General features: G+C 66.5%; 15 protein-coding genes and 1 tRNA gene. 7 read left to right on the top strand and 9 right to left on the bottom strand.

Going from position 1 to position 20,747, the window contains the following annotated elements; all coding sequences use genetic code 11:
* Positions 1–78 precede the first annotated feature (78 nt).
* The 3 genes from AC13F7_RS16920 (at position 79) to AC13F7_RS16910 (ending at position 7,779) form a co-directional block, all read left to right on the top strand.
* On the top strand, positions 79–3,291 hold the full coding sequence (locus AC13F7_RS16920) for a hybrid sensor histidine kinase/response regulator (protein WP_483002302.1): 3,213 nt from the start codon (positions 79–81) through the stop codon (positions 3,289–3,291).
* Positions 3,292–3,318: 27 nt separating this feature from the next.
* A complete protein-coding gene (locus tag AC13F7_RS16915) occupies positions 3,319–3,960 on the top strand; it encodes a response regulator (RefSeq protein ID WP_481470417.1) in 642 nt (213 codons plus the stop codon).
* A 405-nt stretch (positions 3,961–4,365) separates the two neighbouring features.
* Complete coding sequence (locus tag AC13F7_RS16910; RefSeq protein ID WP_483002300.1) at positions 4,366–7,779, top strand: autotransporter outer membrane beta-barrel domain-containing protein; 3,414 nt, start codon at positions 4,366–4,368, stop codon at positions 7,777–7,779.
* A gap of 112 nt (positions 7,780–7,891) precedes the next feature.
* Here the strand turns inward: AC13F7_RS16910 and AC13F7_RS16905 are convergent, their stop codons facing one another.
* From AC13F7_RS16905 to AC13F7_RS16865, 9 genes are all read right to left on the bottom strand, one after another.
* Positions 7,892–8,185, bottom strand: a complete 294-nt coding sequence (locus AC13F7_RS16905) for a hypothetical protein (protein ID WP_483002298.1) — start codon at positions 8,183–8,185, stop codon at positions 7,892–7,894.
* A gap of 626 nt (positions 8,186–8,811) precedes the next feature.
* Positions 8,812–9,903: a redox-regulated ATPase YchF gene (gene ychF, locus AC13F7_RS16900; RefSeq protein WP_462082897.1), complete on the bottom strand. Its 1,092-nt coding sequence runs from the start codon at positions 9,901–9,903 to the stop codon at positions 8,812–8,814.
* A 52-nt stretch (positions 9,904–9,955) separates the two neighbouring features.
* Positions 9,956–10,534, bottom strand: coding sequence for an aminoacyl-tRNA hydrolase (pth, locus tag AC13F7_RS16895; protein ID WP_481470413.1), 579 nt, complete (start codon positions 10,532–10,534; stop codon positions 9,956–9,958).
* An 80-nt stretch (positions 10,535–10,614) separates the two neighbouring features.
* The gene (locus AC13F7_RS16890; protein WP_346472026.1) at positions 10,615–11,229 is read right to left on the bottom strand and encodes a 50S ribosomal protein L25/general stress protein Ctc; all 615 of its coding nucleotides are present in this window, start codon (positions 11,227–11,229) and stop codon (positions 10,615–10,617) included.
* 104 nt (positions 11,230–11,333) lie between these two features.
* On the bottom strand, positions 11,334–12,293 hold the full coding sequence (locus AC13F7_RS16885) for a ribose-phosphate diphosphokinase (protein ID WP_026070235.1): 960 nt from the start codon (positions 12,291–12,293) through the stop codon (positions 11,334–11,336).
* A 136-nt stretch (positions 12,294–12,429) separates the two neighbouring features.
* Positions 12,430–12,506 (bottom strand) — tRNA-Gln (locus AC13F7_RS16880).
* A 9-nt stretch (positions 12,507–12,515) separates the two neighbouring features.
* Positions 12,516–13,385, bottom strand: a complete 870-nt coding sequence (ispE, locus tag AC13F7_RS16875; protein WP_483002295.1) for a 4-(cytidine 5'-diphospho)-2-C-methyl-D-erythritol kinase — start codon at positions 13,383–13,385, stop codon at positions 12,516–12,518.
* Positions 13,382–14,041: a lipoprotein insertase outer membrane protein LolB gene (lolB, locus tag AC13F7_RS16870; protein ID WP_483002293.1), complete on the bottom strand. Its 660-nt coding sequence runs from the start codon at positions 14,039–14,041 to the stop codon at positions 13,382–13,384. The genes ispE and lolB overlap by 4 nt, the downstream gene beginning before the upstream one ends.
* The gene (locus AC13F7_RS16865; RefSeq protein ID WP_481470410.1) at positions 14,038–15,726 is read right to left on the bottom strand and encodes a tetratricopeptide repeat protein; all 1,689 of its coding nucleotides are present in this window, start codon (positions 15,724–15,726) and stop codon (positions 14,038–14,040) included. Before AC13F7_RS16865 ends, lolB begins: the two co-directional genes overlap by 4 nt.
* A gap of 65 nt (positions 15,727–15,791) precedes the next feature.
* On the opposite strand from AC13F7_RS16865, the gene hemA reads away from it, so the two are divergent.
* From hemA to ppk2, 4 genes are read left to right on the top strand one after another with little or no spacing between them, the layout of a single operon-like run.
* Positions 15,792–17,090 (top strand): glutamyl-tRNA reductase, encoded by a 1,299-nt coding sequence (gene hemA, locus AC13F7_RS16860; RefSeq protein WP_483002291.1) that lies wholly within the window; start codon positions 15,792–15,794, stop codon positions 17,088–17,090.
* Entirely contained in the window at positions 17,068–18,153 is a 1,086-nt protein-coding gene (gene prfA, locus AC13F7_RS16855) for a peptide chain release factor 1 (RefSeq protein WP_483002289.1), read from the top strand. Before hemA ends, prfA begins: the two co-directional genes overlap by 23 nt.
* A 25-nt stretch (positions 18,154–18,178) precedes the next feature.
* Positions 18,179–19,888: an O-linked N-acetylglucosamine transferase, SPINDLY family protein gene (locus tag AC13F7_RS16850; protein WP_483002287.1), complete on the top strand. Its 1,710-nt coding sequence runs from the start codon at positions 18,179–18,181 to the stop codon at positions 19,886–19,888.
* Positions 19,889–19,939: 51 nt separating this feature from the next.
* Positions 19,940–20,719, top strand: coding sequence for a polyphosphate kinase 2 (ppk2, locus tag AC13F7_RS16845; protein WP_483002285.1), 780 nt, complete (start codon positions 19,940–19,942; stop codon positions 20,717–20,719).
* The last annotated feature ends 28 nt before the right edge of the window (positions 20,720–20,747 follow it).

Genomic DNA, 20,747 nt, shown 5'->3' with positions numbered 1-20,747 from the left:
CGGGGTGCATGATCGAACGGGCAGACGGCAGTGCGCTGCGGCCGGCGCCCTGATGCCACCATCTCAGAGGGGACTTCCATGCCCGAGGCTGCACCCATCCGCCGACTCGCCCGCCGCTCGCTGCGCGTGCATGCGCTGCTGATCGGCGTCATCGTTCTGGCCACGGTGCAGGCAGGGCTGGTGCTGTCGACCACGCTGCAGCTGCTGAACGAAGAACAGGGCAAGGTGGACTTCCACTTCCGCCGGCTGAGCGGTGCGCTGCAGGAACAGGAACGTTTCATGCGGCGATGGCGGGCCCATGACCACGAGCGCGCGCCGACACCGGGCGGGCCACCGGGTGCTGTGCGCAGCGAACCGCTGTCCGGCGTGCGCGAGCCAGGCGATGCGACGCTCGCCTTCATCCCGTTCTCCGTCCTGCACGACGGCACGCCCCCACCGACCTCCGCCGCGTCACTCGGCGTGCGGTTCTCCGGTTTCTACGGGGCGTTCTGGGCGGAATCACTGTACCCCTCACCACGCTGCCTGCTGGTCAGTGGCGAGGGAACCACCGGGCTGCTGGTGCCGCTGACGGTCGACGACATCGATCCGGTGCGCCCCTCGTCGGCATCGTCGCAGGCGCTTGTGCACTACATCCACGCGGTAGCCGCCAGTGTGTCCTTGCAACGGGGTGATGTGCGCTGGTTCCAGCGCGACCCGGGCGACGGCAACAATCGCCTCCTGTCGATCGCGCAGGCGCCGCAGGACGTCAGCGCATGGGGCGATGTGGACGCGGCGGCGATGCCAGCGATCGCTTGCCTTCTGGACCTTTCCCGCCTCGATGCCCACCGCCAGATTCTCGGCGAGGCGATCTACGATGAGCTGTCCATCATCGACCCGAACGGCCGACCCGTGCACGGCCCTGCCGTGAACGGCGATGGCCGCGGCGCGGAGCGCGCCTTCACGCCAACGGGCGTGGTCTACCGGATGCGAACCAGTGACGGCTGGCAGGCGGTCTATCAGGTGCGTTGGGCGCGCCTGCTGAGCCATCCGCGCGGCCCCCTGATCGGCAGTGTGGTCGCCGCGCTGTTGCTGGCCCTCGGTGGCGTGCTGGTGCTGCGCAGCTATCGGCGATCGGTACTGGAACCTCTACGCGAGAACCACGAACGTCTGTTGGAAAGCGAAGCGTTCAGCCGCACCGTGCTGGATGCCGCACCGATCGGCTTGTGCCTGCTTCGACGTCGCGACGGACAGATGATTCTCGAAAACGCCCTGGTACGCAGTTGGCTGGGGGAAGACCAGGCTGCACCCGGCTGGCACGGGGGGTGGCGCGACGACGCACTGGCCGACGTGGATGCGCAGCGCCCGGCCGCACAACCGTACACCACGCCCGACGGACGCCACCTCTTGATCACCGCTACGGCCGCTCGCTACCGGGGCGAGCCGGTGATGCTGTGCCTGTTCATCGATCTCACCGCTCAGCATGAGGCCGAACAGGTCCTGCAGCAGGCCCGGGTGGCGGCCGACCAGGCCAATCGCGCCAAAAGCCTGTTCCTGGCCACCATGAGCCATGAGATACGCACGCCGCTGTATGGGGTACTGGGAACGCTGGAGCTGCTCGGTCTGACGCCACTGGACAGCCGCCAGCAGGACTACGTGGGGACCATCCAGCGATCGTCATCGACCCTGATGCAGTTGATCAGCGACATCCTGGATGTCTCCAAGGCGGAGGCCGGCCAGCTGGTGCTGGAGCCGGTGGCGTTCTGCCCTGCCAGCCTGACCGAGGACGTCGTGCGCTCCTATGCGGGATCGGCCACGCGCAAGCGGCTGCAGCTGTATGCCTGCATCGACAGCAATGTCGCCGCCCTGGTCATCGGCGATGCCGCACGGATCCGGCAGGTGCTCAACAACCTGATCAGCAACGCGATCAAGTTCACCGATGTGGGTCGCATCGTGGTGCGTCTGCGTGGACTCAGCGAGCCGGGTGAGCTGCCGCAGCTGGGATGGCAGGTGGCCGATACGGGGATCGGCATCCAGCAGGAACACCAGCTCCGCCTCTTTGAACCGTTCTACCAGGCCAACCCGGCCACCGATGCGATGCGGGGAACCGGCCTGGGACTGGCGATCAGCGCCCATCTGCTGGAGCTGATGGACAGCGAACTGCGGGTGGTCAGCGATAGCGGGCTGGGCAGCAGCTTCAGCTTCGACCTGGCACTGGCCGAGAGCCCCGAGCTGCCGGAAATCCGCCCGACGTTTGCGCAGCATCCTGCGGTTTACGTGCGCTCGTCAGCGCGCGAACTGGCCGAGAACCTGTGTGAACGCCTGCGCCAGCGTGGCGCTGCGGCGCAGGTCTATCACCGTGAATCGGCACAGAATTTCAACCCGGATATCGCCATGCTCGATGCTGTGCTGGACGAGCCCGTTCCGGACTGGCCCGGACCGCACGTCGTGGCCAGGACAGATGGCGGCGACCACCCCGAGCTGATCGACGGACGATGGGACGTGGCGTTGCACAACCTGGATGCGATCGTGGATGCGCTGCTGATGGCTGGCGGTGACGACGCACCGCTGCGCGTACCGGCCGCCGCACCGCAGTTCCGCCGTCTGGGACTGCACGTGCTGGTCGCCGAGGACAATCCCATCAACCAGATGATCCTGCGCGAGCAGCTGGAACAGCTTGGTTGCCACGCCGTGGTCGCAAGCGATGGCGACGAAGCCCTGGGTTACTGGACGCAGCGCCGGTTCGACGCCGTGCTGACCGATGTGAACATGCCGCATATCGACGGGTACACCCTCACCCGCCAGCTGCGTGCCAAGGGCGTGCGTGTCCCCATCATCGGTGCGACCGCCAACGCGGCGCCCGAGGAGCGTGAGCGCTGCCGCAGCGCGGGCATGGACAGCTGCCTGGTGAAGCCAATTTCACTCCAGGCGCTGTACCGCCAGTTGAGTGGCGTGGCTGAGCCGGGCCCCTCGATCACCCCCGAGGCTTCACCGGGCCGCGATGCAGCGGTCGATATCATCCTCGTCCCCGACCATCTGCGCGCACTGTTCCTGACCACCATGCGCAGCGACCTGGGTCATCTGTCCAACGCAGTACATGATCGTGATCCCGTCGCGGCCGGACAGATGCTGCATCGCATCCGGGGCGCCTTGGTGATGGTGTCGGCACAGCCGTTGGTCGACGCTGCCGAGGCGATCGAAGATAGACTCGCCGCAGGTGCCGCGGTGGACGCGTGCGGTGCGTTCCTGGCGCGCCTGGAACACGCATTGGTGCGACTGGAAGGCTCGCCGCCGGGAACCCTGGATGTCCCTTGATTGCTACTACCGGTGCCGAGAACACGCATGCAGACCAAGATCGTCATTGCCGATGACCACCCGATCGTTCTGGCGGGTATCCGCGATGTGATCGAACGGGACCCTCGCCTGCAGGTGGTGGGGCAAGCGCAGAACCCCACCGCGCTGGTCGAGCTGATGCAGACACTCGGTCCGGACATCGTGATTTCTGATTACAACATGCCAGGCGATGACACGCTGGGCGATGGCATCAGGTTGATCTCGTATCTCGACCGCAACTTTCCAGCCACGCGCATCCTGATCCTGACCATGGTCTCCAATCCGTCGATCATCGCCGAGATGTACCGGGCCGGCGCTAGTGGCGTGGTGCGCAAGAGCGGCGATCTGAAGGAACTCAACGTTGCCCTCGCCTCATTGTTGGCGCAGCGCATCTACCGCTCGCCGGACCTGCCGCGCGAGGACGCTCTGCCCGCGACGGGCGATGCATCGTCCGCGTCATTGCTGTCGCCGCGCGAGTTCGAAGTCATCCGGTTGTTTGCCAATGGCCAGAGTGTGGGCGACATCGCCAAGCGACTGAATCGCAGCAGCAAAACCGTCAGCACCCAGAAGGTCAGCGCGATGCGCAAGCTGGGCGCCAAGACCGACCAGGAGCTGATCACCTTCTGCCTGGCCTCGGACCTGTTCAACTGAGCCGCGCAGGCCGGTAACGGCCGGGAGCACCGCCCGCGCGGACATGCGGCAACTGACTGGCGGCCCAATCCCAGTGCCTGCCTGAAGCAGTTTAAGGATCGCCTGATGTAAGCGGCGGTACCCACTGCCTAGCCTGTGCATACCGGTGGCGCAACGGTCTTGCCTGATCACGGCACCGCCCTGCGGCTTCGCCGGTACGGCTTCAAGGACGCCCCTGAGACACGCACTGGCGTGTCGTGGCGATGGCATTGCCATCTTGCCCTCCCTCCCCCGCGCCTTGTCGCCATGCAGCGTTGCCGGCCATCTCCGGTGATGCCCCGAAGGTGATCGCCAACGTGGCGATCGTCATGGCTGCAGACGCACCGGGTACACGCCGGGCGGCTGCCTTGCAACGAGATAGGCAGGATGAACAGAATCTACCGATTGGTACGGGATCCCGTGAGTGGACGCTGCGTGGTTGCGTCCGAATTTGCCCAGCGGCGCGGCACGCACTCAGGCGTGACCGCCACGCGTGGCGGTGGCCTGCCGACACGGCTGGCGCTGTGCGTCGCGCTGCTGGCGGCGCTGCCCGCCGCTGCGGTGGAGTACACCACCCCGATCACGGTCAATGCCGGCGACGCGTTCGATCTGGCCGCTGGTGACAGCGTAGTCCACGCCGGCAGCAGCTATGCGGTCTTGGTGCAGGGCCAAGGTGCCGCGCTGACCAGTACCGACCTGGACATGCGCGTGACCGCCAATGGCAGCGGCATCGGCGCCATGTCCGGCGGCAATGCAGTGATCAACGGCGGGCACCTGCAGTTGGGCGATGGCAGCGCCAGCGTTGGCTATGCGCTCAACGCCAGCGGTGTTGGCAGCGTGATCCGGGCCGACAATCTGGTCATCGATGCCTACCGCAACGGCTCGGGCTACGGCACGGTCAATGCCACCGGCGGCGGGAAAGTCTGGCTGACCGGCGGCCACGTAAGCAGTGCTGGTCATGCGCTTTACGCCACCGGGAGTGGCAGTGAACTGCATGTTGTCGGCACGGGTATCGACAGCGGCGCCAACAGTGCCGTGCAGGCGGCATCCGGCGCGCTGTTGTCGATGGAATCACTGCAACTGACCTTCGCGCCAGGCAACAACGGCTTCAGCGGGCGCCTCTCCTCCAGTGATACTGGCAGCGTGCTGTCGCTGACCAATGTCGATGTCACCAACGGCTCCTTCGATATCAGCAACGGCGGCCTGCTGCGCATGAGCGGGGGCAGCGCCACCACGACAGGGAGCAGTATCCGTCTAATGGGCAACAAGACCAGTCGGCTGTACGCAACAGCCGAAGTGACGGGCGGCCGTTTTGAGACGACCGGTGGTTACGGCGTCAACATCAACGACTGGGGCCGGCTGACCGCCGACGGGGCGCATTTCATTGTGCGTGACGGGCAATCCGGACTGTGGTTGTCCAGCTCGGCGTCGCTGGCAGATCTGACCGATACCGTGATCAGCACGTACGGTACCAATGGCTATGGCCATGGCATCGATGTCTGGGGCGGCACTGCAACGATCAACGGCGGCAGCATCGACACCCATGGCGACGGTGTGTACGGACTCCGCGCATCGGGCAGTAACCCACCAACGCCGTACTCCCGTATCCGCGCCAATGGACTGGATATCACCACCTACGGCAATGGCGGTGGCGGTGTGTTCCTGGGCGGCAGTACCGCAGACGTTCAACTGGATGGCGGCCACATCAACGTGCTGGGCGATGCGTCGTTCGGCATCGTGCAGATGAATACCGCGGTACTCACCGCAGACAACGTCGCGGTCCATGCGCAGGGAGCCAGTTCCGGTGTCTACCGCTCCTACATCACGGTGTTCGGTCCGTACTGGAACCGGGTGGCATTCAACAACAGCCAGCTGCAGAGTGAGGACGGACCGGCATTGTGGCTGCAGGGCAGCAATCAGGATCTGACCCTCACCAACACGGATGTGATCGCGCGCCAGGCCGGTGCGGTGGAAAGCGGCCGCCTGCTGCGTGTCAGCGATACCGTGTTCACCGATGGCAGCTCGGTGGCCACCTCCGACGTCGTGTTCACCGCCGACAACAGCCGCCTGACCGGCGATGTGGTCGTGGACAGCGCCACCGCCAACGTACAGATGGCCCTGGGCAACAGCAGCGTGCTGACCGGCGCACTGCGCAGCGACAGCGGCTTCCACGTGGCCTCGCTGTCACTGGATGACAGCAGCCGCTGGAACCTGCGCGGCGATTCCAGCGTGGGCACGCTGCAGCATGCCGGTACCATCGCGTTCGTTGCGCCCACGCAGGACGACTTCAAGACCCTCACCATCACCGGCGACTACGTCGGCAACGGCGGCACCTGGGTGATGAACCGCCAGCTTGGCGATGACGGCTCCCGTGGCGATGCGCTGGTGATCCAGGGCAACAGCAGCGGCACGGCCAACGTAAGGGTCGAGAACGCAGGCGGTGCAGGTGCACTGACCAGCGATGGCATCCGGCTGATCAGCGTGGCCGGCCAGTCGGAGGCGCAGTTCACCCTGCAGGGCCGCGCGGTTGCCGGTGCGTACGACTACTTCCTGTACAAAGGCGGCGTGGCTGATCCGGATGACGGCAATTGGTACCTGCGCTCAGTGTATGTGCCGCCGGTTGATCCGGTTGATCCGGTTGATCCGGTTGATCCGGTTGATCCGGTCGATCCGGTTGATCCGGTTGATCCGGTCGATCCGGTTGATCCGGTCGATCCGATTGATCCGGTCGATCCGGTTGATCCGGTCGATCCGGTTGATCCGGCGAATCCCCTTGCACCAGAGGATCCCGTGGATCCCGTGGATCCAGCACGCCCTGATCCGGTTGACCCCGCGACGCCACCTGCACTGAGGGTGGAACGTCCGGAGCCCGCCGTCTATCTCGCCAACCAATCCACCGCGCTGCGCATGTTCCAGCACAGTCTGCATGATCGTGCGGGCGATCCCATGCGGGTCCCATCCGACGACTCCCCCGGCGCGCTGGCCTGGGCAAACGTGCGCAGCAGCACCATGGATCGCCACGCTGCGGGGGAGCAGGTGCGCGTGGACAGCCGCGTGGACAGCGTGATGATGGGCATTGGACATGTTCTTGCCGAAACCGCGGGTGGCCAGCTGCAGGTCGGGTTGATGGGTGGACATGGCCGCGCCACCAATGACGCCACCTCGCGGGTGACCGGCTACACCGCGCGCGGCGTAGTGTCCGGTACCAGCCTGGGCCTCTACGGCACTTGGGTGCAGGAGGCCGGCATGCTTCCCGGCGCGTATGTGGACAGCTGGTTGCAGTACGCCCGTTTCCGCAACCGCGTGCAGGGTCAGGGCCTGGCCGAGCAACAGTACCGCTCACGCAACTGGAGTGGCTCTGTGGAAAGCGGCTATACCCTGCCATTGCACAGCAATGGGCAGCGGGGTGTATATCTGGAACCGCAGCTGCAGGTGATCCACAACCACTACAACGCCGATGAGGTCGTCGAGGCCACTGGCACGGTCGTGGAGAGCCGCCGCGTGGGTGGCACCAGCACCCGGCTCGGCGCGCGCCTGTATACCCGCGCGCTGACCCAGAAGCAGGGTCAAGTGCATCCCTTCGTCGCGGTGAACTGGTGGTCGGGTGGCAATGCGTCGGCGATCGCGGTGGATGGCGAAGCGATCCGTCGTGATCTGCCTGACGACCTGTACGAGGCCAAGGCCGGCGTGCAGGTCAACCTGTCCGGAGGGTGGCGTGGTTGGGGCCAGATCAGCCACCAGACCGGCAGCCAGGGCTATCGCGATACCAGCGCACAGCTGGGTGTTTCCTTGAACTGGTAACGGCTTGTCCGCTTCCGGTCATGTGACCGGAAGCGGGCAGCGCAGCGTTTTTGGGCCGCTGGGAAGTTCTGTCCCGACAATGCGCCCCGGCCGCGCTTCCAGACGCAGGATGCTACGCGGCATCCGGCATGGCGCGCGATGGAAGCAGCAGTCGGTTCGTCAACCAATAGGCCGTCACCAACCCGGCCAGCACCAACACGCAGGCGACGGTGAACGGGAGCTTTCCGCTCACGCTCAATGTCCAGTACAGCACCTGCAAGGCGCTGTCCGCCCGCTCAACCGCGGGATAAGGATCCGGACTGAGCAACAGGACGATGATGTCCAGCCCCAACACCCAGGTGCTGTAAAGCAACGGCACAGCGGCGGTGGCCAGCCCCAGGCGGATGCACCAGGCAAGCAGGCGCATGCGCGCCGGGACAGCCGGGATGGCAGGTCGGGGCCACAGTATCGGGTGTGCGCAGCGGGTGTGGAAGGCGACGTGGCGCTTGTGCAATGCAGTCGACGTGTTCTGGTGAGGCGGTTTTCCCGTGGCACAAGGTCATGGGGACAGAGGGGTGAAGTGAACACCCACTTTTTCCACACGCCATGTGGAACGACACATGCAGATCATGTGGATAAGCGGCGGCGAGCCTTTTGACAGAAGGCTTTGCAGCGCATGGTGAATTTTTATCCAGATCCCCATCGCGGTTTTCCACACACGCCGTGGAAAGCGATGGGGGTTTGCTGTGGACAACCCCGGGTAAGCGATGCGCTGCAACGGTTTTCAGTGGTGGTCAGAAATTGTCCACATCGCTTGCGGGCGGGTCAGAGGGGTTGTCGCCCAGCGGCCGGCATTACCGCGTGCCGGTTTTCCACACGGTGCGTGGAGAGGCGTGGGGGTTTGTTGTGGACAAGTGAGGCGGAGGCATACCAGGCAAGCATTTCAATGACTGATCATTTTTTATCCAGCCTGTTCATGGCGTGGAATGTGCTCCCCCGAACGCAAACGCCCCGCTCAAGGCGGGGCGTCGCGGGCATCAACGTGGGAGGGAATCAGACGTTGAAGCGGAAGTGCAGGATGTCGCCTTCCTGGACGCGATATTCCTTGCCTTCCAGGCGAAGACGTCCCGCTTCCTTGGCACCGGCTTCGCCCTTGTACTTGATGAAGTCGTCATACGCGATGGTTTCGGCGCGGATGAAGCCCTTCTCAAAGTCGGTGTGGATGACGGCCGCGGCCTGGGGGGCGGTGGCACCCTTGCGAACGGTCCATGCACGGACTTCCTTCACGCCGGCAGTGAAGTAGGTCTGCAGACCGAGCAGGCTGTAGGCCGCATTGATCACGCGGTTCAGACCCGGCTCGGTCAGGCCGAGATCGGCCAGGAAGGTATCGCGGTCTTCGTCGTCGAGCTGGGACAGCTCTTCTTCGATCGCGGCCGATACCGGCACCACCTGCGCGCCTTCCTCGGCGGCACGGGCGCGCACGGCATCCAGGTGCGGGTTGTTCTCGAAGCCGTCTTCCAGCACGTTGGCGATGTACATCACCGGCTTGAGGGTCAGCAGGAACAGGTCACGGACCAGCGCCTTCTCTTCCTCGTCCAGGCCGGCCGTACGACCGGCCTTGCCGTCGGCCAGTGCGGCCTGCAGCTTGGCCAGCACCGGCTTGCGGGCCGCCGCTTCCTTGTCGCCCCCCTTGGCAGCGCGCTCGGCGCGGTTCAGCGCCTTCTCGACGCTGTCCAGATCGGCCAGGGCCAGTTCGGTATCGATGGTGTCGATATCCGACAGCGGGTCGACCTTGTTGTTGACGTGGATGACGTCGGCATTCTCGAAGCAGCGCACCACGTGGGTGATCGCATCCACTTCGCGGATGTGGGCCAGGAACTTGTTGCCCAGGCCTTCACCACTGGCCGCGCCGGCGACGAGGCCGGCGATGTCGACGAACTCCACCGCGGTCGGGATGACCTTCTGCGGGTTGATGATGGCAGCCAGCTCGTTCAGGCGCGGATCCGGCACCGGCACGATGCCGACGTTCGGTTCGATCGTGCAGAACGGGAAGTTGGCCGCCGCGATGCCCGCCTTGGTCAGCGCATTGAACAGGGTCGATTTGCCGACGTTGGGCAGACCGACGATGCCGCATTTGATACCCATCTTTGACAACCTCTGGGGTGGTAGGTACCGACTGTTGGTCGGTACACCGTGGTTATTTCGGGGTGTGGAGGCGCTTCATCGCCTCACTGTAATCGCCGGATACCGCCAGCGGCAGCACGTCGATCGCATCTTCGATGGCATGACCGATCAGCACATCATCGTCTTTGCCGGCACGCCCCAGCACCCACGGGACCACGCGGTCCTTGTGGCCGGGATGGCCGATGCCGATGCGCAGGCGGTGGAATCTGCCGTGGCCCAGCAGACGGATGGTGTCGCGCAGGCCATTCTGGCCGCCGTGGCCGCCATCGAATTTGAGCCGCGCCACGCCGGGCGGCAGATCCAGTTCGTCGTGCGCCAGCAGGGTTTCTTCCGGCTCGATCTTCCAGAAACGCTGTGCCGCGGTGACCGATTTGCCACTGAGGTTCATGAAGGTGGCAGGCTTGAGCAGCCATACCGGCTGGCCGGCGATGTCGACCTTGGCGGTCTCGCCGAACAACTTGCTGTCCACGCTCCAGCGCGCGCCGGCCTGCTCGACCAGGGCGTCAATGAAACGAAACCCGGCATTGTGCCGGGTCTGGGCGTGCTCGGGTCCGGGATTGCCCAGACCAACGATCAATCGCAATCCTGTCATTACTCTTCTTCGTCGGTACCAGCCCTGTGCCGGTACATACAGAAACGGCGCCTGCCCCGAAGGACAGGCGCCGCAATCACTTACTCTGCAGCCGGCGCTTCGTCGGCAGCTTCTTCCTTGCCGAGCTTGGCGGTGACGATCGCATCGTCATGGTCCTTGCCCTGGGCCAGGGCCGGGATCTCGACGCCCTTCGGCAGCTTGATGTCCGACAGGTAGATCACATCGCCAGCCTTCAGGTCGGCCAGGTCGACGTCGATCGATTCCGGCAGGTCCTTCGGCAGGCAGGTGACGGTCACTTCCTTCAGTTCGTGGGTGACCACGACGTCGGCAGCCTTGCCGGCAGCGGAGGTGTCTTCATTGATGAAGTGCAGCGGGACGTTGGCGGTCAGCGCTTCGTTCTCGTTCACGCGCAGGAAATCCAGATGGATGATCAGCTGCTTGAACGGGTGGCGCTGCATGTCACGCAGCAGCACCTTGGTGACCTGGCCATCCAGGTTCAGGTCCAGGATGGACGAGTAGAACCACTCGTTCTGCTGCGCCAGCCAGATCTGGTTGTGGTCCAGGTTGATGTTGATCGGAGCGACGTCGCCGCCGTAGACGACGGCCGGGATCACGCCGGCGTGACGCAGGCGGCGGCTCGCACCCTTGCCCTGCACGTCACGAGCGGTGACCTTGATTTCATGGTTCTTGGACATTGTTTTACTACCAGTTGATGCCTCGCCCTGCGGCGAAGCGGTGAGGAGACATCCGCGACCAGATGCCCCCGGAACCCGTCCGCCGTTACCGGCGGTCGGAAAAATCAATCCACGTACAGCGAGCTGACCGACTCGCCGAAGGCGATGCGGCGCATCGTCTCGGCCAGCATTTCCGCCACGCTGAGCTGGCGGATCTTGCTGCACACCCGCGCCTCTTCACGCAGCGGGATGGTGTCGGTCACCACCAGCTCATCGAGCTGGGAGTTGTTGATGTTGTCCACCGCCGGGCCCGAGAGCACGGCGTGGGTGCAGTACGCGGCGACCTTGAGGGCGCCGCGCGCCTTCAGGGCTGCAGCGGCCGCACACAGGGTGCCGGCGGTATCGACGATGTCATCGACCATCACGCAGGTCTTGCCTTCGACGTCACCGATGATGTTCATCACGGTGGAGACGTTGGCGCGCGGGCGGCGCTTGTCGATGATCGCCAGATCGGCATCATCCAGGCGCTTGGCGACGGCGCGCGCGCGCACCACACCGCCCACGTCCGGGGACACCACGATCAGGTTTTCCGTGCCGTAGGCGCGCCAGATATCGGCGAGCAGCAGCGGCGAGGCATACACATTGTCCACCGGCATGTCGAAGAAGCCCTGGATCTGATCGGCATGCAGATCCACCGTCAGTACCCGGTCAGCCCCGACAGCGCTGAACATCTTTGCGGCCACCTTGGCGGTGATCGGCACGCGCGAGGAGCGCATGCGGCGATCCTGGCGCGAGTAGCCGAAATACGGCACCACGGCGGTGACACTGTTGACCGAGGCGCGCTTGAGCGCATCGATCAGGACCAGCAGTTCCATCAGGTTCTCTGCGCTGGGTGCGCACGTCGGCTGGATGACGAAGACGTCCTGCTTACGGACGTTTTCCTCGATCTCGACCTGCACTTCACCATCGGAGAAGCGCGACACCAATGCCTTGCCAGGCCGCACCCCCAGTTCCTTGCAGATGCTCTGCGCAAGGCGCTTGTTGGCGTTGCCGGAAAATACCAGCAGGTTGGGGTGTTCTTGCATCATGACGGTCTCGGGCGGGAGCGATTGGCGGAGAACTGGGCCGCCGGCACCCGAGGGTGTCTGCGGTGACAACACCGCGGCGTATGCACCGCGCCCGCGCAGACATGCGCATGGAGTCGCGGCAGATATCCGCTAGTGGCAGGGGCGGGAGGATTCGAACCTCCGAATGCCAGGATCAAAACCTGGTGCCTTGGGCCTCTTGGCGACGCCCCTGCATCAAAATCAGTAACGCTCGAGTACATCAAGCAGTGGCGAGCGCTCCACGCCCGCAGCCACCCATGCCCGCAGTTCCTTCGGCAATCGCGCCAGGCCCTGCTCTGCAGCAGCGCGCGTGGCGAACTCGACGAAACAACCGCTTCCCGACCCGGTGAGTCGTGCCCGGCCGATACTGCTCAACGCTGCGAGCGCTGCCTCTACGGCAGGTTCGCGACGGCGCAGGACCGGCTCGAACGCATTCCCGAGCAAAGACCCGGAAGCGAAGTCCGCTATTTTCGCCACTGGGGCATCCCGCGTCAAATCCGGTGATGCGAAAAGTGCGGGCGTGGGCACGTGAACGCCCGGGTGGGCCAGTACGAACCACGCCGGTGGCAGGGCGATCGGGGTGAGCAGTTCACCCACGCCCTCGGCCCAGGCGTTGTGCCCGCGCACGAAGACCGGCACGTCCGCACCCAGCTGCAGGCCCAGCGCGGCCAGCGCATCCACGTCCAGGCCGGCGCGCCACATGCGGTTCAGCGCGACCAGGACGGTGGCGGCATCAGACGAGCCGCCCCCGAAGCCGCCACCCGCCGGAACGACCTTTTCGACGCCGATATCGACACCTTGAGTGACGTTAGCCGCATTTTTCAGCAGGCGCGCAGCACGGATCGCCAGATCATCGGCCTCGGCAACGCCGGCCACGGAGATGCCTTCACGCCGGATCCGGCCATCGTCGCGGATGCGCAGATGGATCCGATCGCCCCAGTCGAGCAGGCGGAATACGGTCTGGAGCTGATGGTAGCCATCCGGGCGGCGGCCGGTGATGTGCAGGAACAGGTTCAGCTTGGCAGGGGCCGGCCAGGTGGACCCGCCGTCGAACGCATCCAGCGTACTCATGGGCCGGCCAGCACCCAGCTGTCGACCACCAGGCGGACCTTCGCGTCGCCATTGACCGCTTCAATCCGGCGCGGGAGCACCGGGCGACCGGCGTCGGCCGGGTACCACTCCAAGTACTGGATCTCCCAGCCCATCTGCTGGACGCGACGCGGGCGCCCCTCGCCGTCGCGCTCGATCAACTCGGCCGGAGCCGCATCGGCGACCAGACCGCGCACCCAGTCCGGCAGCTGGTTGACGGGGATGTCCCAGCCGGTGGCCTCCAGCAGGACCTGCTGGGCATCCTCGCCTTCGCGCGTGCCGCCTTCCAGGCCTTCCAGACGGCCGCCCTCGTGATGGCTGTCGCCGGTCAGCTTCCAGCTTTGCCGGGTGACCGGCGCGCTGAGCTCGACCACATACCCGGCCGCCTGCTGCTGCCAGTCGATGCGGCCGCTGCCGCCATTGCGACCTTTGCTGATCGCCACCCGGCCCTGGAAGGACCAGGCCGGCTGCGCGCGTACGGCCGCGACACGTTCGGTCTCGGCCTGTTGCGCAGCGGCCGATACCGCGGTAACCACGGTCGGGGCGGACGGCGCTTTTCGCTCATCCAGCGACACACAGGCCGAGAGCGACAACGCCACGGCGACCGCCGCGGCGGCCTTCAGGGACAACAGATTCATACGCCGTATTTCTCGATCACACGCTGCAGAGCGCGGTTGTCCGGGTCGAGCTTGCGGGCCTCTTCAAAGAAGTGGCGCGCCTCGTCCTTCTTGTTCAACACCCACAGCACCTCGCCCACATGCGCGGCGATCTCCGCATCCTTGGCCAAGGTCCACGCGCGGCGCAGCTGCACCAGTGCTTCTTCGTTGCGGCCCAGGCGATACAGCACCCAGCCGTAGCTGTCGACGATGGCCGCGTTGTCCGGCTCGGCCACGCGCGCGCGGTCGATCAGCTCCAAGGCCTCCTGATAACGCTGCGTGCGGTCGGCCAGGGTATAGCCGAGCGCATTGAGCGCGGCGATGTTTTCCGGATCGGTGACCAGCACCTTGCGCAGGTCGGCCTCGGCGCGCGGGATGTCATCGCGACGCTCCCAGGCCAGCGCGCGGGCATACAGCAGCGCGTTTTCGTCCGGATACGCGGCCAGGCCACGGGCCAGCGCGTCCAGTTCGCCGGCATCGTCATTGCCGCGCTGGCGCAGCTCGGCCTCGAGCAGATAGGCATCGCGGCGGGCATCGTCATCGACGGTGGCATCGGACTGGATCGCGTGGACTTCAGCCAGCGCCTTGTCGGTGCGGCCCAGCTCGTTCTGCGCATTGGCCGCGCGCAGGCGCGACTCGTCGCGTTCCGGGCCACCGGGCACGCTGTGGTACCAGTTGACCGCCTCCTCGTAGCGCTTGAGGTACTCGGCGATCTTGCCCAGCAGCAGGCGCTGGGCCGGATCGGGCTTGGTCGCCTTCCGGGAGAGTTCGGTATACAGGGCCAGCAGGCCGGGATCGTCTTTCTGCTTGGCCAGCAGCGAGGCCCGCATGCCATAGGTCTGCACATCCTGCGGGCCGACCGCCAGCACGCGCTCGGCCGCGGCGGGCTGGCCCATCAGATCGTAGGAGATGGCCACCGCGTTGCGCAGCTCGGGGTCCTGCGTGGTCTTGGGCTCCACGCCCTTCAACAGGGCCAGCGCCTCGTCGGTCTTGCCGGCCTGGTTGAGCTGGCTGGCATGCAGCAGGGCCACCCGCGGCTCGTCCGGGAAGCGCTTGACCACCTCATCGACCATGCGCCGGGCCAGCTCGGGCTGTTCCATGCGCATCGCCAGGCGGCCGAACTCCTGCCAGACCTCCAGCCGGTCGGGAATGGCATTGGCATCCACCAGCTCGCCCAGCACCTGGGCCGGAACCTTGGGATCGCTGCCGCCGCTGATCAGCGCGCCGATCGCGAACTTCCACGCGGTCGGATCAGGATCCTTGAGCAGCGCCTGAAGCTCGGTGCGGGCAGCCTTCACCTTGTTCTGGCGCATGTCCAGTGCGGCGGTGCTGCTGCGCATGGCCAGTGAGCGCGGCGCACGCTGCTCCCACAGGGCCAGCGCGCGGGCAGCGCGCTTGTCATCGTTGGCCAGCATGGCGATCCGGGAGGCGCGCTCGGCCAGGCCGGCATCGCCTTCACTGGCCTCGGCCGCCTCCAGGTACCAGCGCGCGGCGTCGCCCAGTTTGCCGGCCTGCAGGGCGAATTCGCCCGCCATGACCGGGGCCAGGGGGACCGCCTCGGCCGCGCTGTCCTTGCCCTTCGCCGGGGCTGCCGGGGGGGCGGCCAGGGCGTTGGCGGTGAACAAAGACAGCAGCAGAACACTGGAGATGCGAATCAATGCGGGCATCGGGGGCATCTGAGCCTTAAAATGACGACTTGAATGGCCAGCAGCTTATCGCAAGCAACTGAACAATGACCCTGTGGGTGCTCGGACTGAATCACCAGACCGCGCCAGTGGAACTGCGCGAACGCGCCTCCTTTGGCGGCGACGCCCTGCCCCAGGCATTGGCGTCGCTGCGCGATACCCCACAGGTGGCCGAGGCGGTCCTGCTCTCCACCTGCAACCGCACCGAGCTGTACGCGGTGGCCGAATCCGGTGATGCACTGGCGCAGTGGCTGGAGTCGCACGCCGGCACCTTGCATGGGTACCTGTACCAGCACGCCGACGCCGATGCGGTCCGCCACCTGTTCCGGGTCGCCACCGGGCTGGACTCGATGGTGCTGGGCGAGCCGCAGATCCTGGGCCAGGTGAAAGATGCCTGGGCCCTGGCGCGCGATCACGGCCTGCTCGGCCAGCGCCTGGACCGGTTGTTCCAGCAGACCTTCTCGGTGGCCAAGCGTGCCCGCACCGATACCCGCGTGGGCGCCAACCCGGTGTCGGTGGCCTCCACCGCGGTGCGCCTGGCGCAGAACTCGTTCGCGCGACTGGAAGATTCCACCGTGCTGCTGGTCGGCGCCGGCGAAACCATCGAGCTGGCCGCGCGCCACCTCAGCGAGGGGCGCGTGCGCCGGCTGCTGATCGCCAACCGCACCTTGGCCCATGCGCAGGAGCTGGCCAGCCGTCATGGCGGTGTCGCCCTGCCGCTGAGTGAGCTGGACCGCCATCTCGGCGAGGCCGACGTGGTGTTCGCGGCCACCGCCGCGCGTGAGCCGGTGATCACCCGCGCGCACGTGGCCGCCGCACTGAAAACCCGCAAGCACAAGCCGATGCTGCTGTTCGATCTGGCCGTGCCCCGCGATATCGAGGCCAGCGTAGGCGAACTGGCCGACGCCTTCCTGTACACCGTGGATGATCTGGAGCGCGCGGTCGAAGACAACCGCCGCAGCCGTCGGGAAGCGGCGGCCGAGGCCGAAGCGATCATCGAGCTGCAGGTTGCCCGCTTTGTGGAGACCCTGCAGGCCAGCGTGCACCAGGCCCCGCTGCGGCAACTGCGCGCCTATGGCGAAGCGACCCGCGTGGAGATGCTGGAGAAGGCCCGCCAGCAGCTGGCCCACGGCAAATCACCCGAGGAAGTGCTCGAGCTGCTCGCGCACGGCCTGACCAACCGCCTGCTGCACCCGCCCACGGCCGCCCTGCGCGCGGCCGCGCTCAGCGGCGATACTGAACTCACCCGCGCCGCCGAGCGCCTGTTCCCGGCCAAGCCGGGTTACCAGCACCCTGCCGTGCGTACCGATGTAGCGAGGAACGATGACGCCGACCCTGCGCCGTAAGCTGGAAGCGCTGGCCGAGCGCCGCGAAGAACTGGAACGCCTGTTGTCCGACCCCGCCGTGGTGGGTGACAACGACCGGTTCCGCGCGCTGTCGCGCGAGTTCTCGCAGCTGGAGCCGGTCGCCAAGGCGCTGGCCGACGAAGCCCGTGCCAAGGCCGACCTCGCCGCCGCCGAAGCGATGCGCGAAGACCCGGACCTGCGCGAGCTGGCCGACGAGGAAATCGCCGCCGCGCAGCAGCGCCTGCAGCAGCTCGACGAGGAACTGGCTCTGTTGCTGGTGCCGCGCGATCCGCGCGATGACGGCAACCTGTTCCTGGAAGTGCGCGCCGGCACCGGCGGTGACGAGGCGGCGATCTTCGCTGGCGATCTGTTCCGCATGTATGCCCGCTACGCCGAGCGCCAGGGCTGGAAAGTCGAAATCGAATCGGACAACCCCGGCGAACACGGCGGCTACAAGGAAGTGGTGGCGCGCGTTGTCGGCCGTGGCGCGTTCTCGCGACTGAAGTTCGAATCGGGCACGCACCGCGTGCAGCGCGTGCCGGCGACGGAGTCGCAGGGACGCATCCATACCTCCGCCGCAACGGTGGCGATCATTCCCGAGGCAGATGACGTCGAGGACGTGGTGATCAACCCGGCCGACCTGCGCGTGGATACCTACCGCTCCTCCGGCGCCGGTGGCCAGCACGTCAACAAGACCGAATCGGCGATCCGCATCACCCATTTGCCCACCGGCGTGGTGGTGGAATGCCAGACCGAGCGCAGCCAGCACGCCAACCGCGACAAGGCGATGAAACGCCTCAAGGCGCAGCTGCTGGATACCGAGCGCAGCAAGCAGGCCGCCGCCCAGGCCGAAAGCCGCCGGCTGCAGGTCGGCAGTGGCGACCGCAGCCAGCGCATCCGCACCTACAGCTTCCCGCAGGGCCGGATCACCGACCACCGCGTGGAAGGGCTGACTCTGTACGACCTGCCCAACATCCTGACCGGTGATCTCGATGCGCTGGTGAGCCGCCTAACCCACGAACACCAGGCCGACGAGCTGGCCCGGCTCGCGGAAGGCAGCTGAGCATGATCGCCGCGGGGCGGCCACGATGAGTGCCGATCCGCAGCGTCTGCAGCTGCGTCAGGCCGTACAGCGGCAACCGGCCGATTTCATTGCGTGGGTGATGCTGGCCGACGCGGAGCTGGAAGCCGGCGATGTGCGCGCTGGCGAACAGGCCGCCACCCGTGCGCTGCGGCTGCGCGGCGACCATCCCGAGGCCCTGGCCCGGCTGGGGCGCGCGCGCTGGATGCAGGGCCGCCATGGCGAAGCCGCCACGCTGCTGCGCCAGGCGGCGGACCGTGCCCCACAACATCCCGGTATCACCCTGTGGCTCGGCCACGCACTGGAAGATGCCGGCCAGCCCGAGGCAGCCGCCGATGCGTATCGCCACGCGCACCGTCTGCTGCCGGGCGAACCCTACATCACCGCGCAGCTGCTCAACTGGCAGCGCCGCCTGTGCGACTGGCGCGATCTGGAGCGGCTGTCGGCGCAGGTCCGCCAGGCCGTCGCGCAGGGCCAGGCCGTGGTCGAGCCGTTCGCCTTCCTCAGCGAAGACAGCAGCGCCGCCGAGCAGCTGGCCTGTGCGCGGCAGCGTGCGGCGGCGCTGGCCGAGGGCATCCCGCGGTTGCCCCCGGCGACGGTGCGCGCGCACGGCACGCTCAAGGTCGGTTTCCTTTCCAACGGCTTCGGCGCGCATCCGACCGGCCTGCTGACCGTCGCGCTGTTCGAGCAGCTGCGCGCGCTGGGCATGCTGGAACTGCATCTGTTCGCGCTCAACGCCGATGACGGCAGCAGCATCCGTGCGCGCCTGCAGCAGGCGGCGACCACTCTGCACGACGTCAGCGCCCATCCCCATCAGGTGATCGCACGCCGCATCCGCGAAGCAGGCATCGATGTGCTGTTTGATCTACGCGGCTGGGGCGGCGGTGGCACCCCGCAGGTGCTGGCGATGCGCCCGGCCCCGGTACAGGTCAATTGGCTGGCCTACCCGGGTACCTCCGGCGCGCCGTGGATCGATCATGTGCTGGCCGATGCGTTTGTGATCCCCGAGGCGCTGGCCCCGGCGTTCAGTGAGAACGTGCGGCACCTGCCGCGCGCGTTCCAGCCCTCGGACAACACCCGCGCGCTGGAACCGGTGCCCTCGCGCGAGGACTGCGGCCTTCCTGCGCAGGGCGTGGTGCTGTGCTGCTTCAACAACAGCTACAAGCTCAACCCGCGCAGCGTGCAGCGGCTGTTCGCGGTGCTGCACGGCGTGCCCGGCAGCGTGCTGTGGCTGCTGTCCGGCCCGGGCAATGCCGATGCGCGGCTGCGCAGCGCGGCACGCCAGGCGCAGCTGGATCCGGCGCGGCTGGTGTTCATGCCACGCCTGCCCCATCCGCAGTATCTGGCGCGTTATCAGCATGCCGATCTGTTCCTGGACACGCACCCGTACAACGCCCACACCACCGCCTCCGATGCGCTGTGGGCCGGCTGCCCGGTACTGACCTGCCCCGGCGCGACGTTCGCCTCACGCGTGGCCGGCAGCCTCAACCATCACCTGGGCATGCACGCCTTCAACGTGGCCGATGACGCCGCGTTCGTGGCTGCCGCCATCGGGCTCGGCAACGACCCGGCTGCATTGCAGGCGGCGCGTGCCACGTTGGCACAACGGCGTCAGGACAGCGGCCTGTTCGACATGGCCGGTTTCGCGCGCGACATCACCGAAGTGATCCATACGCTGGCACGCGAACGCGGCTGGCAGGGCCCACACATCGCCTGAGCATCGGCTGCGCTAGGCTCGGGCTTCCCTGTGAATCACCGAGGCACGCCGATGGGCAAGCTCAAGCGCAAGGACTACCAGGCCCTGCTGGAACCCATGCAACTGGAACTGGCGGCGATGGCGCGCTGGGTGCAGCACACCGGGCAGCGCGTGCTGGTGCTGTTCGAAGGCCGCGATACCGCGGGCAAGGGCGGTGCGATCCAGGCGATCGCCGAGCATCTCAATCCGCGCCAGTGCAAGGTGGTCGCGCTGCCCAAGCCGACCGATCGCGAAAGCACGCAGTGGTATTTCCAGCGGTATGTCTCGCACCTGCCGGCGGCGGGCGAGATCGTGCTGATGGACCGCAGCTGGTACAACCGCGCGGGCGTCGAGCATGTGATGGGTTACTGCACCGAGGCGCAGTACCGCAGTTTCCTGGCGCAGACGCCGGTGTTCGAGAAGCTGCTGATCGATGATGGCATCGTGCTGTTCAAGTACTGGCTCAGCGTGGACCAGGCGCAGCAGGAGAAACGCTTCGCCGAGCGCCACCTCGATCCGCTCAAGGGCTGGAAGCTGTCGCCGGTGGACCTGGAATCACGCAGCAAGTACAGCGCCTATACCGAGAGCCGCGAAGCGATGCTGCGCGCGACGCATAGCGAGGATGCCCCGTGGACGCTGGTGGACTTCAACGACCAGAAGCGCGGGCGGCTGGGCCTGATCCGCAACCTGCTCGATCGCCTGCCCGATACCCGCGTGGACGAGCCGGTGCTGGCGCTGCCGCCGTTGAAGGGCAAGCTGCACAAGGAGCACTTCGGGGTGCTGAAGCCGATCGAGGCGTTCGTCGCCCCGTAACGGTGCGCCGCCGCGACATGCGGCAGCG

The organism is Stenotrophomonas sp. K-6 (assembly GCF_056861555.1).
The sequence above is the reverse complement of the archived record's forward strand: the minus strand, read 5'-3'. Positions and strand labels throughout refer to the sequence as shown.

Bases quoted from the DNA above. Each gene is read 5' to 3' on its own strand.
- AC13F7_RS16920 (WP_483002302.1), top strand. From the start codon at position 79: ATGCCCGAGGCTGCACCCATCCGCCGACTCGCCCGCCGCTCGCTGCGC.
- AC13F7_RS16915 (WP_481470417.1), top strand. From the start codon at position 3,319: ATGCAGACCAAGATCGTCATTGCCGATGACCACCCGATCGTTCTGGCG.
- AC13F7_RS16910 (WP_483002300.1), top strand. From the start codon at position 4,366: ATGAACAGAATCTACCGATTGGTACGGGATCCCGTGAGTGGACGCTGC.
- AC13F7_RS16905 (WP_483002298.1), bottom strand. From the start codon at position 8,185: ATGCGCCTGCTTGCCTGGTGCATCCGCCTGGGGCTGGCCACCGCCGCT.
- ychF (WP_462082897.1), bottom strand. From the start codon at position 9,903: ATGGGTATCAAATGCGGCATCGTCGGTCTGCCCAACGTCGGCAAATCG.
- pth (WP_481470413.1), bottom strand. From the start codon at position 10,534: ATGACAGGATTGCGATTGATCGTTGGTCTGGGCAATCCCGGACCCGAG.
- AC13F7_RS16890 (WP_346472026.1), bottom strand. From the start codon at position 11,229: ATGTCCAAGAACCATGAAATCAAGGTCACCGCTCGTGACGTGCAGGGC.
- AC13F7_RS16885 (WP_026070235.1), bottom strand. From the start codon at position 12,293: ATGCAAGAACACCCCAACCTGCTGGTATTTTCCGGCAACGCCAACAAG.
- ispE (WP_483002295.1), bottom strand. From the start codon at position 13,385: ATGAGTACGCTGGATGCGTTCGACGGCGGGTCCACCTGGCCGGCCCCT.
- lolB (WP_483002293.1), bottom strand. From the start codon at position 14,041: ATGAATCTGTTGTCCCTGAAGGCCGCCGCGGCGGTCGCCGTGGCGTTG.
- AC13F7_RS16865 (WP_481470410.1), bottom strand. From the start codon at position 15,726: ATGCCCGCATTGATTCGCATCTCCAGTGTTCTGCTGCTGTCTTTGTTC.
- hemA (WP_483002291.1), top strand. From the start codon at position 15,792: ATGACCCTGTGGGTGCTCGGACTGAATCACCAGACCGCGCCAGTGGAA.
- prfA (WP_483002289.1), top strand. From the start codon at position 17,068: ATGACGCCGACCCTGCGCCGTAAGCTGGAAGCGCTGGCCGAGCGCCGC.
- AC13F7_RS16850 (WP_483002287.1), top strand. From the start codon at position 18,179: ATGAGTGCCGATCCGCAGCGTCTGCAGCTGCGTCAGGCCGTACAGCGG.
- ppk2 (WP_483002285.1), top strand. From the start codon at position 19,940: ATGGGCAAGCTCAAGCGCAAGGACTACCAGGCCCTGCTGGAACCCATG.